This window comes from Corynebacterium argentoratense, assembly GCF_021491455.1.
Taxonomy (GTDB): Bacteria; Actinomycetota; Actinomycetes; order Mycobacteriales; family Mycobacteriaceae; genus Corynebacterium; species Corynebacterium argentoratense_A.
Genome location: NZ_JAKETN010000001.1, coordinates 343,958 through 358,772, shown reverse-complemented (window position 1 = coordinate 358,772; position 14,815 = coordinate 343,958). Strand labels below are relative to the sequence as shown.

Below are 14,815 nucleotides of genomic sequence, written 5' to 3'. Positions count from 1 at the left end.
CCATCCATGAGCGCTGAGGAACTCGACAACTACGAAGCCGAGGTCGAACTCTCCCTGTACCGCGAATACCGCGACGTCGTCAGTCAATTTTCCTACGTGGTGGAAACCGAGCGCCGTTTTTACCTCTGTAACGCAGTGGAACTGATCCCGCGTAAAACCGGTAACGACGTGTTTTACGAAATCCGTATGTCGGATGCCTGGGTGTGGGACATGTACCGACCTGCACGTTTTGTCCGCTATGTTCGCGTGATCACCTACAAAGACGTCAACATCGAAGAACTCGACAAGCCTGACCTGGTGATTCCCGATTAGACCGTAGGCGGTTATTCACAGGGCTTTTACTTTTCACAGGCTGCGGAGAGCCCAACTTATTTTTCCCTTCAATGGTCAGTGAACAACAGTGCTTACTGTCGTTCACTGTTGACCACACTATGTAAAAGGAAAAAGGGGGGAAGCTCGATGGGCTTTGTATCCGCGCGGCGTTCGTCATCTCAACGCTCGGCCACTGGGGAGATAGCCGCGACATCACGTGCCCACGCACTTGGACGTCGCGGGGAAGACGCAGCCGCAGCACTCTATGAATCCGATGGAGCACGGATAGTGGCGCGCAATGTTCGCTATCCGGTCGGAGAGATTGACATCGTCGTCGATGACCGCGGCCTACTGATTTTCGTCGAGGTAAAAACTCGAAGCAGCCATAATTACGGAACCTCAGAACACATTGATGCACGCAAGCTGCGTTGCCTGCGCCATGCAGCAGCACAATGGCTGAGAGATGCACAGTGGGCGGGGCGAGACTGTCGCTTTGACGTCGTTGTCGCTGCACCTGACGGACTCACGGTACATCAAGGGGTGGATGTATATGAGCTCTAGTGGAGTAATAGCACGAAGCTGCTCCGCCACCCTCGTAGGAGTTGAAGCACACCTAGTTGATGTTGAGGTCAGTGTCGGGCCGGGCCTGCCAGGTATACATATCGTTGGCTTGGGAGATGCGGCGATTGCGGAATCTAAAGACAGGGTGAAAACCGCGAGCCAAAATTCCGGTTTGGAGTGGCCACGAACCAAAATAATCGTGAGCTTATCCCCGGCGTCGCTTAGAAAACATGGGGCGCAGTGTGATGTTGCAATTTGTCTGGCCATCCAATCAGCGCTTGATAAAGATAACGACTACATGGCGCGGATACTTGCCGACAGCCTCGTGATGGGGGAAGTGAGCCTTGACGGTACGCTCCGCCCAGTTAAAGGAATTCTGCCTGCTTTGGTTGCCGCCCGGGCGGCTGGGATCACACGGGCAGTCGTGCCCCACACTTGCGCAACGCAAGCAACACTGATCGACGGTATCGAAGTGCTTTGCGCATTGACATTAATGGACGTATACCTATGGGCGCGCGGGGTAGCTGCGCTGCCCTCGGTGCACGAATCTGCGGCGGAATTCGGCACGCTGGTCGAAGCAACCGAGCGGATCCCAGACTTCGCCGACATCGCCGGAAACTCCGCAGTGAAATACGCAGCAGAGGTCGCTGCAGCCGGTGGGCACCACATGATGATGCTCGGGCCACCTGGTGCAGGGAAATCGTTGTTGGCTCAAGCGCTCCCGGGGATTATGCCGCCGCTAACACCCGGCGCGCGGTTAGAAGCCACCATGGTGCACTCCAGCATTAATGCTGAGCAACAGCCACTGATGGTTCCACCGTTTGTCGCTCCCCACTACAGCGTGACCCAAGCTGGTCTCATCGGAGGGGGAAGCGGACACCCGCGCCCAGGGGCAGTCAGTCTCGCACACCGAGGTGTCTTGTTCATTGATGAGGTCAGCGAAGTGCCTGCGAAAGTTCTTGACTGTCTTCGTCAGCCTTTGGAGTCGGGCCATATTCGACTGATGCGCTCACAGAGTACGTACGAGTTACCTGCGCGTTTCCAACTGTTGATGGCTGCTAATCCTTGCGCGTGCGGGGCGGAAGAACCACAGTCCTGCCGATGTTCGGTACGGCAGCGTTCCAAGTATCTATCAAACTTGACAGGCCCTCTCCGGGACCGTGTGGACATCGTCATTCTGGTCAGCGCTCAAGCTGGGGTCCTGCTAGCCGATCAAGAGGAAAGTAGCGCAAGCGTTCGTAAAAGAGTCAGTGAGGCACGGCGTCGAGCAATACAGCGGTGGGCGCAGGTACCCGAAGGCTACAAGCCTTTTGAAACCAATGCTGAGGCTCCAGGGACACTACTGCGCAAGCATTACCCAGCTACAAAAGAGGCGATGCAGATCATCGCCCATCTGCTGCGTAGCGGCATACTTAGTCAACGTGGGGTAGACCGAACCCTCCGCCTAGCTTGGACATTGTTCGATTTGCGTTGCGCCACCGAGGGCACGACCGGGAACCCACCGTGCCCCGATGTGGAAGAAGTCATGCTCGCCCTCGAACTACACAGCGAGGAGGTGCTTGATGATGAATAGCACTCCTTCCCTGACTGAACCCACCGATGTGAATAAATCTGAGGACAGGCAGTATGCGTGGGCGTATCTTTCCCGGGTGCTCGAAGGGCCAAGCGAAGCGCTGCAGATTGCACTCGCCGAACGAGAAGGTGACGTTGAGTCAATCGCACGAGACATCAAAAACCGTGATGAACGGATCGGAGAGGACCTACTACTGCGCAGCCAGGCGCGAAGTGATACTGGGCTCCACCACATAGACAGGGATCTGAAACAAGCTGAGAAAGTCGGCGCACGTTTGATAACCCCTGACAGTCCAGAGTGGCCAGACGGCGTTGGCGGCGCCGAATCTATCACGGGAGATGGCCAACACCATTACGTTCCACCACACGCGCTATGGGTACGCGGTCAGTCATTGAAGCCACTGTTCATACAGGCTGTGGGCATTGTTGGGACTCGAACGCATAGCCGCTACGGCAAGGAAGCCACAGAGCTGATCAGCAGCGGTCTCGCCGCCCACTGTTACACCGTAGTGAGTGGTGGAGCGCTGGGAATCGACACTGTTGCACACACCCAGGCAATAGAGCGCGGCGGACGAACAGTCGCGGTTCTAGCAACAGGAATAGACAAGGCCTATCCTGCTCGAAACACTACATTGTTCGACCGCATCGCTGAACACGGTGCGCTAATCAGCGAATATCCGCCCGGTGTGCATCCCGCCAGGCACAGGTTTTTAACACGCAACAGATTAGTCGCGGCACTGACCCAGGGAATCGTTGTCGTTGAGGCAGCGTGGCGATCAGGTGCCCTGAACACCCTAGCGTGGGCGAATTGCCTGGGAAAGGTTGCAATGGCAGTACCCGGCCCCATAACATCGCGCGGATCCGTAGGCTGCAACGTAAAAATAAGAGAGCATCAAGCGCACATGGTTGTGGGGCCCGATGATGTCCGCTCATTACTGGCACCTATAGGGGCCGTCGATGCAGATAAAAACTACATGCTGGATTTCGGCCAAGATCAGACCCCCAAACTCAGCAGGTTGCAACTTCAAGTTTTCGATGCACTCAACGCGCCGGGCGAGGAAGGGGTGTCCACATCCGTGGCGGTGCAGAGATCGGGGCTTGGAACAGTACTTTGCGTCCAGGGGTTAATGGAGCTCAAAGATAGGGGATTAGCGGCTCTAGTTGGTGGTCTGTGGATTCGGATTGAGCACGAGCGCGATGGATGAGAGCTATTGATCGTACCTCTACAGTGCTAAAGACCCAGTTCAGCGACTGGTGTGATTACATTCACGTCGAAACGAAGGTAGTAAGCCTTGCTTTAGCAACGACTTCAATCTAAAGTATGAGAGGCAAGCCTTAGGGAAGAGCTTTCGTGGAGGTCGGGCTGGGCCACCGTGAAAGCAGCTCCACTTCCTCAGGTGAGTTGTTTTCCTTTCTTCAATGAAGTGTTATCCGAAAAGCGGTGCCACAGTATCCACTGTGGCACCGCTTTTTCGTGCGAGAATGAACCCATGTCAACAACTAGGCAGATGGAAGAGATAGTCGAAGACTATCTTGAGCATCTTGAAATGGTGGAGGGGAAATCACCCGCGACCATCCGCTCCTACCGTAGTGATCTCAAGACCATGGTCGAGATCGTTCCCGATCTCGACCATTTCACGCTGGATCGGCTACGTAGTTGGCTGGGGTATGCATACGATGCGGGTAAAGCGCGCAGTACGCTTGCCCGGTACACGGCGAGTGCCAAGGGGTTGTCTACTTGGTTAGCGCGTAGATCCATGATTCCCCAAGATGTCGGTGCTCGCCTGGCGTCGCCAAAGACGTCTAACCATCTGCCGAAAGTTCTCGCTCGACAGGGGGCTCAGGCCTTAGTTGAAGCGCCTGCAGTTGAAGAAGGGGTTGCGCAGCAGGTAGGTAAGGGCCGTGTTAAAGAGGCAGCGAAGCGAGGTCGTGACGCCGCCATACTGGAGCTTCTCTACGCGACGGGCATGCGCGTTGAGGAATTATGCAGTATCGATACTTCAGATCTTGACGAGCTCCATCAGCAGGTGCGGGTTACCGGTAAAGGTAACAAGCAGCGGGTGGTGCCGTACGGCGAGGTAGCAGGGCGCGCACTAGAACAGTGGCTCGGTGCTCACCGCGCAATACTGGCCGACCGTGAAGAGAAAGCCCTGTTTGTCGGAGCCCGCGGGAAACGCATTAATCAGCGCCAGGTTCGCGCACTTGTAGACCGCTATGCCCATCAAGTGGGGCTTGGGCATGTCAAGCCTCATGAACTGCGGCACACTGCTGCCACACACCTTCTGGATGGCGGCGCTGACCTGCGTACCGTGCAGGAATTATTGGGGCATGCGAGTTTGCAGACTACCCAAATCTATACGCATGTGAGCGTGGAGCGGCTGAGGGACGCATTCAATCAAGCACATCCGCGTGCTTGATTTCTGGCATATTGCCGATGGGCTTGAGTCGTATGTCTGCTCGCTTCAGCAGGCTAAGGGGATTGACGTAGTCTTTCTTACCGATTCGTGCACCCCAGTGCAGGCCTTTGTGTCGGGGATGGGTTACGAGGAAGCCGATGCTCTCGCCCGAGGAAACGAACTGCCCTTCAGATACGCTAGCTAGTATCGGCTGATAGGTGGTCCGAATCCCATCAGCATGCTGTATCGATACTGTAGGCACGCCTACTGCTACACCTGCGAAGGTAACCACTCCATCCTCGGCCGCCACGACGGGGGCAAGTGCTGGAAGGTTAATATCGACGCCGCGATGGCCCGGAGCATAGCGGTGCTCGGGATGCTCGTACGGCTTCGTTACCTGTCCTGGATACGAGGTTCCGGTAGCGGGGGATACGTACGCATGGGCAGCGGGGATTGTAAAAAGCAGCGCTGCCACGCCCAGGAATGCAGCTAACTGCCGTGCCAGGGCCCTCCAGTCCCTTCTGGTGCAAAGTCGAATGTGGCTTATTGCTTGGCGGGATTCATGGATATCAGTCATAAACACATAGTGGAGCCTTGTCGAATGCTCGTGCCGGCTACCTGTGAAAACCATCTTGGCTGCGATTGGACTGTGTATAACTTCCTGAGTATCAGCCGTGTAGGTACTCATGCAGCTGCCTGATAGGACACACGGGGCGCTACTGTTTGGGATACCGCGTTGTGGTAGGTAAAGTATCTGGCTGCAGTGTTCTGTAAGCCAGAATCTGTAAAAATACGCGCGATGCAATTGAGTACCTGCTGCAATGGTCCCACTTCCCTGCTTGAAGGATAGAAGGGTGCGGATAGGTGCCGTGTCGCTAGGATGCAGGCAAAACCTGCATGTGAAAACCGAAACTACTAGATGAAAGGGAGCATCCCATGGCAGTTGTGACCATGCGCGAGCTTCTCGACGCAGGTGTCCACTTCGGGCACCAGACCCGCCGCTGGAACCCCAAGATGAAGCGCTTCATCTTGACCGACCGTAACGGCATTTACATCATTGACCTCCAGCAGACCCTGACCTACATCGACCAGGCTTACGAGTTTGTCAAGGAGACCGTCGCTCACGGCGGCACCATCCTCTTCGTTGGCACCAAGAAGCAGGCTCAGGAAGCAGTGAAGACTGAAGCCGAGCGCTGCGACATGCCTTACGTCAACCACCGCTGGTTGGGCGGCATGCTGACCAACTTCCAGACCGTCTCTAAGCGACTTCACCGCATGAAGGAACTCCAGGCAATGGATTCCGCTGAGGACGGCTACAAGGGCCGCACCAAGAAGGAAATCCTCATGCTGACCCGCGAGCGCACCAAGCTCGAGCGTGTCCTCGGTGGTATCGCCGAGATGCACAAGGTGCCGTCCGCTCTCTGGATTGTTGACACCAACAAGGAGCACATCGCTGTTTCTGAGGCTCACAAGCTCAACATCCCTGTCGTCGCAATCCTTGACACCAACTGCGACCCTGACGTTGTCGATTACCCGATCCCGGGCAACGACGATGCCATCCGCTCCACTGGTTTGCTTTCCAAGATCATCTCCACCGCAGTTATCGAGGGCAAGAAGGCTCGTTCCGAGCGTGAGCTCGCCGCTGCGAAGGAAGCTGCCGGCGATGCACCTGCAACCGAGGAGACCGTAGAGGTTGCCGCTAAGGTTGAGGCTCCCGTAGAGGTTGCCGCTAAGGTTGAGGCTCCCGCTGAGGTTGCCGCAGAGGCTGCAGAGTAAAGCGACATCCAAGCTTTTCCTGGCCAAACGGCCGCATGAGCCCCTGCTCCGCCGCGCGGACGGGGGCTTTATTGTGCACACACCTAGACACTCACTGTGTCCATGGTGCACAACATAGCCTGGGCGGGTACAATTGCCGGGGCTATGAGTTACTACAGCTCACCTCGGGTCTCTACCGAGTGGCCGAGCATACTCTCACTATTAATCAAGGAGGATCGCCCCGACAATGGCGAACTTTACCGCTGCAGACGTTAAGAAGCTCCGCGAAATCACCGGCTCCGGCATGGTGGATTGCAAGAAGGCTCTCGCAGAAACCGATGGCGACTTCGACAAGGCCATCGAAATCCTGCGTATCAAGGGTGCCAAAGATGTCGGTAAGCGTGCCGAGCGCACCGCTGCTGAAGGCCTCATCGCTGTTTCTGGCAACACCATGGTTGAAGTTAACTCCGAGACCGACTTCGTCGCTAAGAACCAAGAGTTCAAGGACTTCGCTGCAAAGATCGCTGCCGCTGCTGCCGCAGTGAAGGCAAATACCGTTGAAGAGCTTAAGGCCGCTGAGGTTGACGGCAAGAAGGCTGAAGAGGCCGTTCTCGAGCTGTCCGCCAAGATCGGTGAGAAGCTGGAGCTCCGCCGTGCTGCCACCATCGAAGGCGACAAGGTTGCTGTCTACCTTCACCACCGTGCTGCTGACCTTCCCCCGGCTGTCGGCGTCCTCGTTGCATACGAAGGCGAAGGTGAAGCCGCAGAGCAGGCTGCACACGCCGCCGCCATGCAGGTCGCAGCTATGAAGGCTCGCTACCTCGACCGCGAGGACGTCCCCGCGGAGGTCGTCGAGAAGGAGCGCGAGATCGCTGAGGCTACTTCCCGTGAGGAAGGCAAGCCCGAGGCTGCGCTGCCGAAGATCGTCGAAGGTCGCCTCAACGGCTTCTTCAAGGACGTGTGCTTGAATGAGCAGGCTTCTGTCACCGACAACAAGAAGTCTGTCAAGCAGGTCATGGATGAAGCTGGCGTTAAGCTCACTGGCTTCGTACGCTACGAAGTTGGTCAGCACAACTAGGCCATAGTGCTTCATTAAAGCAGGTAGGGCATTCGCCCTACCTGCTTTTTTGTTGCTGGTAGGATAGCTACAGGTTAAACAGTCCTCAATTAAGGAGAATCACTATCGTGGCCGAACAGCGCGAAGGTTTCAAGCGGGTAATGCTCAAACTGGGGGGTGAGATGTTCGGTGGCGGCAATGTTGGTATCGACCCCGATGTTGTTGAAAATGTCGCGCGCCAAATCGCTGAAGTGTCGCGATCCGGCACGGAAGTCGCAGTCGTCATTGGTGGTGGCAATTTCTTCCGTGGCGCCGAGCTTCAGCAGCGAGGAATGGACCGCAACCGCTCTGACTACATGGGCATGCTCGGCACTGTGATGAACTGCCTGGCTTTGCAAGACTTCTTGCAGCAAGAGGGAATCGATTGTCGCGTTCAGACCGCCATCAATATGGCACAGGTAGCAGAGCCCTACCTGCCGCTCCGCGCAAAACGACACCTCGAAAAAGGCCGCGTCGTTATCTTCGGCGCAGGTATGGGTATGCCGTACTTTTCGACAGACACCACTGCAGCCCAACGCGCCCTCGAAATCGATTGCGATGTGCTACTCATGGCTAAGGCAGTCGACGGCGTTTACGACGCTGATCCCCGGACAAACCCCGATGCACAACTCTTCAGTGAGATCACCCCGGCTGAATGCATTGCACGCGGACTCAAAGTTGCCGACGCCACGGCATTCTCGCTTTGCATGGATAACAACATGCCTATCCTCGTGTTCAACCTGCTCACCCAAGGCAATATTGCGCGCGCGGTCTCCGGTGAAAGCATTGGCACCTTGGTCCGTTCCTAACGGGCTAAGTGGTATGTTTGCATAGATATTTCGCTTAAATACAATTCAAGGACCCCCATGATTGACGACATTTTGCTCGAGTCCGAAGACCGCATGACCCACTCTGTGGAGCACGCTCGAGAAGACCTCACCACCATCCGCACGGGGCGCGCGAACCCCGCCATGTTCAACGGCGTTATGGCTGAATACTACGGAACGCTGACTCCCATTACCCAGATGGCGACCATCTCTGTTCCCGAGCCCCGAATGATGATTATCAAGCCTTACGAGATGTCCGTGATGGCCGATATCGAAAACGCCATCCGCAACTCTGACCTGGGTGTAAACCCCACCAACGACGGCCAGGTGCTTCGTGTGACGATCCCTCAGCTCACAGAGGAACGCCGCCGCGATCTGGTCAAGGTGGCAAAGTCCAAGGGCGAGGACGCGAAGATCGCGATCCGTAATATCCGCCGCAAGGGTATGGATCAGCTCAAGCGCATCCAAAAGGACGGCGAAGCTGGTGAAGATGAAGTGCAGGCTGCTGAAAAGGAGCTGGACAAGGTCACCGCTAAGTATGTTGCTCAGGTCGACGATGTCGTCGCGCTGAAGGAAAAAGAGCTGCTGGAGGTCTAAGTCTCATAGTTTCCGCATTCAATCCCCGTCTCCAGGAGTCAAAGGCAGTGGCCAAACCTACCCCGTTGAAACCCAAAAATTCCGCCGGCCGGGACCTCAAGGCCGCGATCGGCGTAGGGGTGGGCCTCGGCGCACTTGTATTAGTGTGCATTTTTGTCATCCCCGGTTGGTACCCGTTGGTCGCTGTTGCCGTAGCTTTGGGGACGTGGGAGGTTACAACCCGCTTGAAGGAATCCGATTACCGGGTATCTCCTGCGGTTCTTATCGTCGGTGGCCAGCTGATGGTCTGGTTATCGTGGCATTTCGGGGCGAGCGGTGTCGCCGCAGGCTTCGTCACTTCAGTTCTAGCGGTTATGTTCAGCAGGTTGTTCGTTAACGGCCGCTATGAAGCCCCCGTTAACTATCTGCGTGATACGTCCATGAGCGTTTACGTGTTGACGTGGATCCCACTATTCGGGTCCTTTGCCGCAATGCTGTCACGGTTTGAAAGAGACGGCATCGGCGGGTCGATGTTTATTGTCACGTTCATGTTGTGCGTGATCGCATCCGATGTCGGCGGGTACGCGGCGGGTGTTCTCTTTGGTTCTCACCCGATGGCCCCTGCAGTGAGTCCGAAAAAATCCTGGGAGGGCTTTGCCGGTTCGGTGGTGTCCGGTGCCGCCGTAGGTGCTATCGCTGTGCACTTCCTGCTTCACGATGCGCTGTGGCTTGGTGTTTTGCTAGGCATCGGATTGGTTATTTGCGCGACGCTGGGTGATTTGGTGGAGTCTCAGTTCAAACGCGAGTTGGGCATCAAAGACATGTCGCGAATGCTGCCAGGTCACGGTGGACTCATGGACCGACTTGATGGGCTGTTGCCGTCGGCCATGGTCACCTGGCTGGTGTTGTCTGTTATTGCTGCTTAGATGGCGTCTGCCAAGGCCTTCTTGCTGCGCTTGAGCTGACGGCGAAGCTCAATCATTCGCCAGCCGCCGACCAGTGCCATGACAAGGGCGCCACCGATGGCGGCGAACAGGAAGCCAACACCGACGGGGAGGGTGGACTTCCAAGTCAGAAACTCGATTGCGACTTTTTCGTCGTTCTGCAAAATGAAGATAAGCAGCGCGATAAGAAACAGGAACCCGAAGATCAGCGCAACCCAGGTGTCTCCGGCGATGGAACCTTTCACCTTGGTGGAGGGCGCCTTTGTCGGCTGCTTTTTGGCGGGAGCCTCAGCCGGGGTGGTGGCTACGACATCGCTTTGGGGTGCAGGGGTCGGGTCGAAGGGATCGTTAGGTAGCTGGGGCGAAGTGGAATTCGATTCAATGTTGTTCATACCTCTTATTGAACAGCACGCTCGTAGGATAACTCAAACGTCGCTTACCCCGAGCTAACCCGAGTGCATCGCCGTGGTGTGGGAAGATACTTACATTATGGCTTCACCCTTACCTTTAGTTTTTAATGCTTCGCGTCGGAGTATGCCGCCGAAGCACTTTGCTGATTTGTCTACCGAAGAGCGCCGAGAGGCTGTCGTAGCTTTGGGCTTGCCGAAGTTTCGGGCAGACCAGTTGGCTCGCCACTACTACGCACGCTTGGAAGCAGATCCACGCACAATGACAGATTTGCCTGCGGCGCGGCGTGATGACGTCGCGGAGGCACTGTTTCCAACATTGATGACGCCCGTCAAGGCGGTCGAGTGCGACGGTGGAGAGACAGCTAAAACCTTGTGGCGTCTGCATGATGGCACTCTGTTGGAGTCTGTGCTGATGAAATACCCGGATCGTGCAACACTGTGTATTTCTTCTCAAGCGGGCTGCGGAATGGCGTGCCCCTTCTGTGCGACGGGCCAGGGCGGTTTGGACCGTAATCTGTCGACTGCAGAGATCGTCGACCAGGTGCGTGCCGCTGCAGGATCGATGCAGGCCGAGGGTGGTCGCCTGTCCAATATTGTCTTCATGGGCATGGGGGAGCCGCTCGCCAATTACAAGCGGGTGGTCAGCGCAGTTCGGCAAATTACTAGCCCGGCTCCTGAAGGGTTTGGTATTTCCCAGCGCAATGTCACCGTTTCAACCGTCGGTCTGGCACCGGCCATCCGCAAATTGGCAGACGAAGGCCTAAGCGTCACTCTGGCGGTGTCTTTGCACACCCCTGATGACGAGCTGCGCGACACGTTGGTTCCGGTGAACAATCGGTGGTCCGTGCAGGAAGTTTTGGATGCGGCTCGTTACTACGCTGACAAGACTGGGCGCCGTGTGTCGATTGAATATGCGCTGATCCGCGACGTCAACGATCAAGGATGGCGTGCAGACATGTTGGGCAAGAAGCTACATAAGGCGCTTGGTTCCCGCGTACACGTCAATCTGATCCCGTTGAACCCCACACCCGGATCAAAGTGGGATGCGTCCCCTAAAGAACAGCAAGATGAGTTTGTGCGTCGTGTTGCAGCGCAGGGTGTTCCGTGCACCGTGCGTGACACGCGCGGCCAGGAAATCGCCGCAGCATGCGGGCAGCTGGCTGCTGAAGAACGCTAGTAGAAGCCGTATACAAGCAGAATCCCCCAGCGCGTTTTTAAGAAACGCGGTGGGGGATTAGTGCACTAACAGTGCGGGCAAACCCTTAGGCTTCGATGCTCTTGACAGTAGCGGGGTCGATGTTGAGGGAACGCAGCTGATCGTCGGTGAGATCAGCGTAGGGGCCCTGGAGGGTGTGCTGCATCAGTGCCCAGTTGGGTTCTTGGTGACCCTGCGGCTTGTTGTGGCAAGTAACCGTGCGCACCTGGTTGAGCTTCGGCTGGAACAGCTGAATCAGCAGACCGAGGGCGATGAGGCCGGCGAAGGCGAAGAGGTAGATGGTCTCTACGTGGCCGGGGTGGTTACCAAAGTTCATGGCGAGCAGGAAGAGGACGGACACCCAACCTGCGATCTGGATGGGACCGCGGCCGATGTCGTGCCAACCCCAACCTGCGGAGGGCTCGTCGAGGGTGGAAACGCCGTTGTAAACCTCGGGTGCGTTCGACACGGTTTGCTCCTTGATGTTGTGCGTCTATATCGGCGTCTATTTTGGCACATTTATTCCGGGTTTGCGACTAAGCGCGGCCAACCTCACCCGCCTTGCGGGATGCATGTGCGCTCTTGTGCGTGAATGCCCCTGTGGGTGATGCTGTGGATTTCTTCTCAGCGGGGTAGCCTTCTAATAGTTTGTCTGCAGCTGGAGGATGTTATGAGTGTTGATTCGCACAAAGGTAGTCGCAGTGGGGACTTCGCTGGGGTAGTGGATTTTTGTGCCCGCGCGGATGGTGTGCAGACTACCCCGGATACCCCCGCTCGTAGGGTGGTGATCCTCGGTTCGACTGGGTCAATCGGCACACAGGCTTTGGAGTTGATCGCAGATAATCCGGGTCGCTTTGATGTTGTCGGCATTGCTGCCGGTGGCGGTCAGCCTGATGTGTTGATTGCCCAGATTAAGCAGCTGGGGGTGGACCCGGCTTATGTAGCTGTGGCGGATGAGGCCGTCGCCCGGCGTATTGGCGCGGGTTTTTCCGGCCCCCGTGCGGCCGAAGAACTAGTTGCCGCGACATCACCGGATTTGGTCCTTAATGCTCTGGTTGGCTCTTTGGGCCTGGGGGCAACGCTTGCGGCGCTGGATTGTGGCGCACAGTTGGCGTTGGCCAATAAGGAGTCCCTGATCGCCGGGGGCAATTTGGTTATTTCTAGGGCCTCACATGGTCAGATTGTTCCCGTTGATTCGGAGCATTCGGCAATGGCTCAGTGCTTGGCTGCATCTATGGGCCGCAGGCTTGATCATCTTGTATTGACCGCTAGTGGTGGCCCGTTCCGTGGGTGGTCTGCGACCGAGCTGGAGTCGATCACGGTGGAGCAGGCGCTGAAGCATCCGACGTGGTCGATGGGGCAAATGAATACCTTGAACTCTGCCACCCTGGTTAATAAGGGCTTGGAGTTCATCGAGGCGTGTTATCTGTTTGGTTTGCGCCCCGATCAGATCGAGGTGGTTGTCAATCCTCAGTCGATCGTTCACTCGATGGCGACGTTCGAGGATGGCTGCACCATGGCGCAGGCTAGTGACCCCTCGATGAAGCTCCCCATTGCGTTGGGTCTTAACTGGCCGGCGTCGCTTCCTGGGGCTCAGGCTGGTTTGGATTTCTCCCGTCCGCAGCAGTGGACGTTTGAGCCTGTTGATGACGCCGTGTTCCCTGCGGTTGATTTGGCGCGTGCGGCTGCGCGTGCGGGCGGTATGGTTCCTGCGGTCTACAACGCGTCGAATGAGGAGGCCGTGGCGGCCTTCATCGATGGCCGCATTAGTTTTCCCAGGATTTCGGCAACGATTGAGCAGGTTATGGGGAGGTTGGGTTCCTACACTGAGAGTCCTACTTGTGTGGAAGATGTGCTTGTGGTCGAGGCTGATGCCCGCCGGGTTGCGCATGAAGTCATTGCTGGGTTTGTAGCTTAACTGGGAGCCCGTGTAGTGGGTTGGTCGTGGAGAGGTTGACTGTGCTGTCGTATTTGTTGGGCGTTGTGATTTTCGCGGTGGGTATTGGTGCGACCATCGGGTTGCACGAGTTTGGTCACATGCGCACGGCTGTTGGGTGTGGCATGAAGGTCCGCCGTTTCTACGTTGGTTTTGGCCCAACCCTGGTGAAGTGGAGGGGGAAAACCAGCGGCACCGAGTACGGTTTCAAGCTGTTTCCTTTGGGTGGTTTTTGCGATATTGCGGGGATGGTTCCGGAGGAGGACCTGACTCCTGCGGAGCAGCGCGTGGCTATGTATCGCAAGCCGTGGTGGCAGCAGGTGTGGGTGTTGTTGGGTGGGGTGTTGATGAACCTTGTGCTGGGAACGCTGATTATTTATTTGGTGGCGGTGTTTGCTGGGTTGCCGAATCCTGATGCGGATTATTCCGCTCGAGTGGGGCAGGTTCAGTGCGTCGATGTGGACGCGGGGGAGTCTGCGTGTCCGGCGAAGGATGCTGGCTTGAGGCCCGGCGACGTCATTGTTGCTGTGGATGGTTCTGAGACGCCGACGTTCGCGGATGTTCGTCAGGCGTTGATGCAGCGTCCGGGGCAGGAGGTGGCGCTGCGGGTTGATCGCGTTGGCGACGTGATGGATGTTGACGTCGCGGTGGCTTCCGTCGAGCGTGAAACTACGGATGGTCGCAAGGTTGACGTGGGCGTCATTGGTGTGACATCTGCACCTGTGGTTGATGCTGTTAAACGTTATGGCCCGGTGGAGGCGGTTCCGCGCACGGGTGTGATGGCTTGGGACATGATGGGGGCGACGTTTAAAGGCTTGGCGGCGTTTCCTGCGAAGCTGCCCGGTGTTGCGAAGTCGATTGTTGGTGGCGAACGAGACCAGGAATCCCCGATGAGTGTTGTGGGGGCCAGCCGCATTGGCGGGGAGTTGGCGGAGCGTGCGCAGTGGTCGATTTTCGCGATGATGCTGGCGAGCCTGAACTTCTTCCTCGCGGTGTTTAACCTTGTGCCGCTGCCGCCTTTGGACGGTGGGCGCATCGCCGTGGTGTTGTACCAGGCGGTTCGTGACTGGGCCCGTCGTGTGCGCGGTTTGGCACCGTTGGGGCCTGTGGATTACCGCAAGGTGATGCCGGTGACGATTGCGGCGGCGTCTGTACTGATCGCGGTGGGTGTATTGACGATCGTGGCGGATGTGGTCAACCCGATCCGGCTTTTCGGCTAGTATTACTAGCGGTTT

16 protein-coding genes are annotated in these 14,815 nt (G+C 56.9%); 13 read left to right on the top strand and 3 right to left on the bottom strand.

Annotated features, from left to right (window positions below; genetic code table 11):
- The first annotated feature begins 6 nt into the window (after positions 1 to 6).
- The 5 genes from L1C91_RS01650 (at position 7) to L1C91_RS01630 (ending at position 4,862) form a co-directional block, all read left to right on the top strand.
- The gene (locus tag L1C91_RS01650) at positions 7 to 312 is read left to right on the top strand and encodes a DUF2469 domain-containing protein (protein WP_020976494.1); all 306 of its coding nucleotides are present in this window, start codon (positions 7 to 9) and stop codon (positions 310 to 312) included.
- Between the two features lie 147 nt (positions 313 to 459).
- Entirely contained in the window at positions 460 to 873 is a 414-nt protein-coding gene (locus tag L1C91_RS01645; RefSeq protein WP_234857694.1) for a YraN family protein, read from the top strand.
- On the top strand, positions 857 to 2,446 hold the full coding sequence (locus L1C91_RS01640) for a YifB family Mg chelatase-like AAA ATPase (protein ID WP_328219565.1): 1,590 nt from the start codon (positions 857 to 859) through the stop codon (positions 2,444 to 2,446). Before L1C91_RS01645 ends, L1C91_RS01640 begins: the two co-directional genes overlap by 17 nt.
- The gene (gene dprA / locus L1C91_RS01635; protein WP_234857692.1) at positions 2,439 to 3,650 is read left to right on the top strand and encodes a DNA-processing protein DprA; all 1,212 of its coding nucleotides are present in this window, start codon (positions 2,439 to 2,441) and stop codon (positions 3,648 to 3,650) included. The genes L1C91_RS01640 and dprA overlap by 8 nt, the downstream gene beginning before the upstream one ends.
- A 285-nt stretch (positions 3,651 to 3,935) precedes the next feature.
- Positions 3,936 to 4,862, top strand: coding sequence for a tyrosine recombinase XerC (locus L1C91_RS01630; RefSeq protein ID WP_234857691.1), 927 nt, complete (start codon positions 3,936 to 3,938; stop codon positions 4,860 to 4,862).
- Here L1C91_RS01630 and L1C91_RS01625 read toward each other — a convergent pair.
- Entirely contained in the window at positions 4,837 to 5,418 is a 582-nt protein-coding gene (locus L1C91_RS01625) for a M23 family metallopeptidase (protein WP_234857690.1), read from the bottom strand. The two genes, L1C91_RS01630 and L1C91_RS01625, sit on opposite strands and share 26 nt — an antisense overlap.
- 359 nt (positions 5,419 to 5,777) lie before the next feature.
- Here L1C91_RS01625 and rpsB point away from each other — a divergent pair, with 359 nt between their 5' ends.
- The 5 genes from rpsB to L1C91_RS01600 all read left to right on the top strand — a co-directional run bounded on the left by rpsB (position 5,778) and on the right by L1C91_RS01600 (position 10,021).
- Complete coding sequence (rpsB, locus tag L1C91_RS01620) at positions 5,778 to 6,617, top strand: 30S ribosomal protein S2 (RefSeq protein WP_234857689.1); 840 nt, start codon at positions 5,778 to 5,780, stop codon at positions 6,615 to 6,617.
- Positions 6,618 to 6,843: 226 nt separating this feature from the next.
- Positions 6,844 to 7,674 carry a translation elongation factor Ts gene (gene tsf / locus L1C91_RS01615; protein WP_234857688.1) on the top strand — a complete coding sequence of 277 codons (831 nt, stop codon included), beginning with the start codon at positions 6,844 to 6,846 and terminating at the stop codon, positions 7,672 to 7,674.
- Between the two features lie 140 nt (positions 7,675 to 7,814).
- Positions 7,815 to 8,501, top strand: a complete 687-nt coding sequence (pyrH, locus tag L1C91_RS01610; protein WP_234857855.1) for a UMP kinase — start codon at positions 7,815 to 7,817, stop codon at positions 8,499 to 8,501.
- A gap of 57 nt (positions 8,502 to 8,558) precedes the next feature.
- Complete coding sequence (gene frr, locus L1C91_RS01605) at positions 8,559 to 9,116, top strand: ribosome recycling factor (protein ID WP_234857687.1); 558 nt, start codon at positions 8,559 to 8,561, stop codon at positions 9,114 to 9,116.
- Between the two features lie 47 nt (positions 9,117 to 9,163).
- A complete protein-coding gene (locus L1C91_RS01600; protein ID WP_234857686.1) occupies positions 9,164 to 10,021 on the top strand; it encodes a phosphatidate cytidylyltransferase in 858 nt (285 codons plus the stop codon).
- Here the strand turns inward: L1C91_RS01600 and L1C91_RS01595 are convergent.
- Positions 10,018 to 10,431 (bottom strand): lipopolysaccharide assembly protein LapA domain-containing protein, encoded by a 414-nt coding sequence (locus L1C91_RS01595; protein ID WP_234857685.1) that lies wholly within the window; start codon positions 10,429 to 10,431, stop codon positions 10,018 to 10,020. The genes L1C91_RS01600 and L1C91_RS01595 overlap by 4 nt on opposite strands.
- A gap of 97 nt (positions 10,432 to 10,528) precedes the next feature.
- On the opposite strand from L1C91_RS01595, the gene rlmN reads away from it, so the two are divergent.
- Entirely contained in the window at positions 10,529 to 11,626 is a 1,098-nt protein-coding gene (gene rlmN / locus L1C91_RS01590; RefSeq protein ID WP_234857684.1) for a 23S rRNA (adenine(2503)-C(2))-methyltransferase RlmN, read from the top strand.
- A gap of 85 nt (positions 11,627 to 11,711) precedes the next feature.
- On the opposite strand, the gene L1C91_RS01585 is transcribed toward rlmN, so the two are convergent.
- Entirely contained in the window at positions 11,712 to 12,113 is a 402-nt protein-coding gene (locus tag L1C91_RS01585) for a DUF2631 domain-containing protein (RefSeq protein WP_234857683.1), read from the bottom strand.
- Positions 12,114 to 12,314: 201 nt separating this feature from the next.
- On the opposite strand from L1C91_RS01585, the gene dxr reads away from it, so the two are divergent.
- Both dxr and L1C91_RS01575 read left to right on the top strand, forming a co-directional pair.
- Positions 12,315 to 13,562 carry a 1-deoxy-D-xylulose-5-phosphate reductoisomerase gene (dxr, locus tag L1C91_RS01580; protein ID WP_234857682.1) on the top strand — a complete coding sequence of 416 codons (1,248 nt, stop codon included), beginning with the start codon at positions 12,315 to 12,317 and terminating at the stop codon, positions 13,560 to 13,562.
- 41 nt (positions 13,563 to 13,603) lie between these two features.
- On the top strand, positions 13,604 to 14,800 hold the full coding sequence (locus L1C91_RS01575; RefSeq protein WP_234857854.1) for a M50 family metallopeptidase: 1,197 nt from the start codon (positions 13,604 to 13,606) through the stop codon (positions 14,798 to 14,800).
- Positions 14,801 to 14,815: the final 15 nt, after the last annotated feature.

Excerpts from the sequence above, each read along its gene's own strand:
- L1C91_RS01650 (WP_020976494.1), top strand. The coding sequence starts at position 7 with ATGAGCGCTGAGGAACTCGACAACTACGAAGCCGAGGTCGAACTCTCC.
- L1C91_RS01645 (WP_234857694.1), top strand. The coding sequence starts at position 460 with ATGGGCTTTGTATCCGCGCGGCGTTCGTCATCTCAACGCTCGGCCACT.
- L1C91_RS01640 (WP_328219565.1), top strand. The coding sequence starts at position 857 with ATGTATATGAGCTCTAGTGGAGTAATAGCACGAAGCTGCTCCGCCACC.
- dprA (WP_234857692.1), top strand. The coding sequence starts at position 2,439 with ATGAATAGCACTCCTTCCCTGACTGAACCCACCGATGTGAATAAATCT.
- L1C91_RS01630 (WP_234857691.1), top strand. The coding sequence starts at position 3,936 with ATGTCAACAACTAGGCAGATGGAAGAGATAGTCGAAGACTATCTTGAG.
- L1C91_RS01625 (WP_234857690.1), bottom strand. The coding sequence starts at position 5,418 with ATGACTGATATCCATGAATCCCGCCAAGCAATAAGCCACATTCGACTT.
- rpsB (WP_234857689.1), top strand. The coding sequence starts at position 5,778 with ATGGCAGTTGTGACCATGCGCGAGCTTCTCGACGCAGGTGTCCACTTC.
- tsf (WP_234857688.1), top strand. The coding sequence starts at position 6,844 with ATGGCGAACTTTACCGCTGCAGACGTTAAGAAGCTCCGCGAAATCACC.
- pyrH (WP_234857855.1), top strand. The coding sequence starts at position 7,815 with ATGCTCAAACTGGGGGGTGAGATGTTCGGTGGCGGCAATGTTGGTATC.
- frr (WP_234857687.1), top strand. The coding sequence starts at position 8,559 with ATGATTGACGACATTTTGCTCGAGTCCGAAGACCGCATGACCCACTCT.
- L1C91_RS01595 (WP_234857685.1), bottom strand. The coding sequence starts at position 10,431 with ATGAACAACATTGAATCGAATTCCACTTCGCCCCAGCTACCTAACGAT.
- rlmN (WP_234857684.1), top strand. The coding sequence starts at position 10,529 with ATGGCTTCACCCTTACCTTTAGTTTTTAATGCTTCGCGTCGGAGTATG.
- dxr (WP_234857682.1), top strand. The coding sequence starts at position 12,315 with ATGAGTGTTGATTCGCACAAAGGTAGTCGCAGTGGGGACTTCGCTGGG.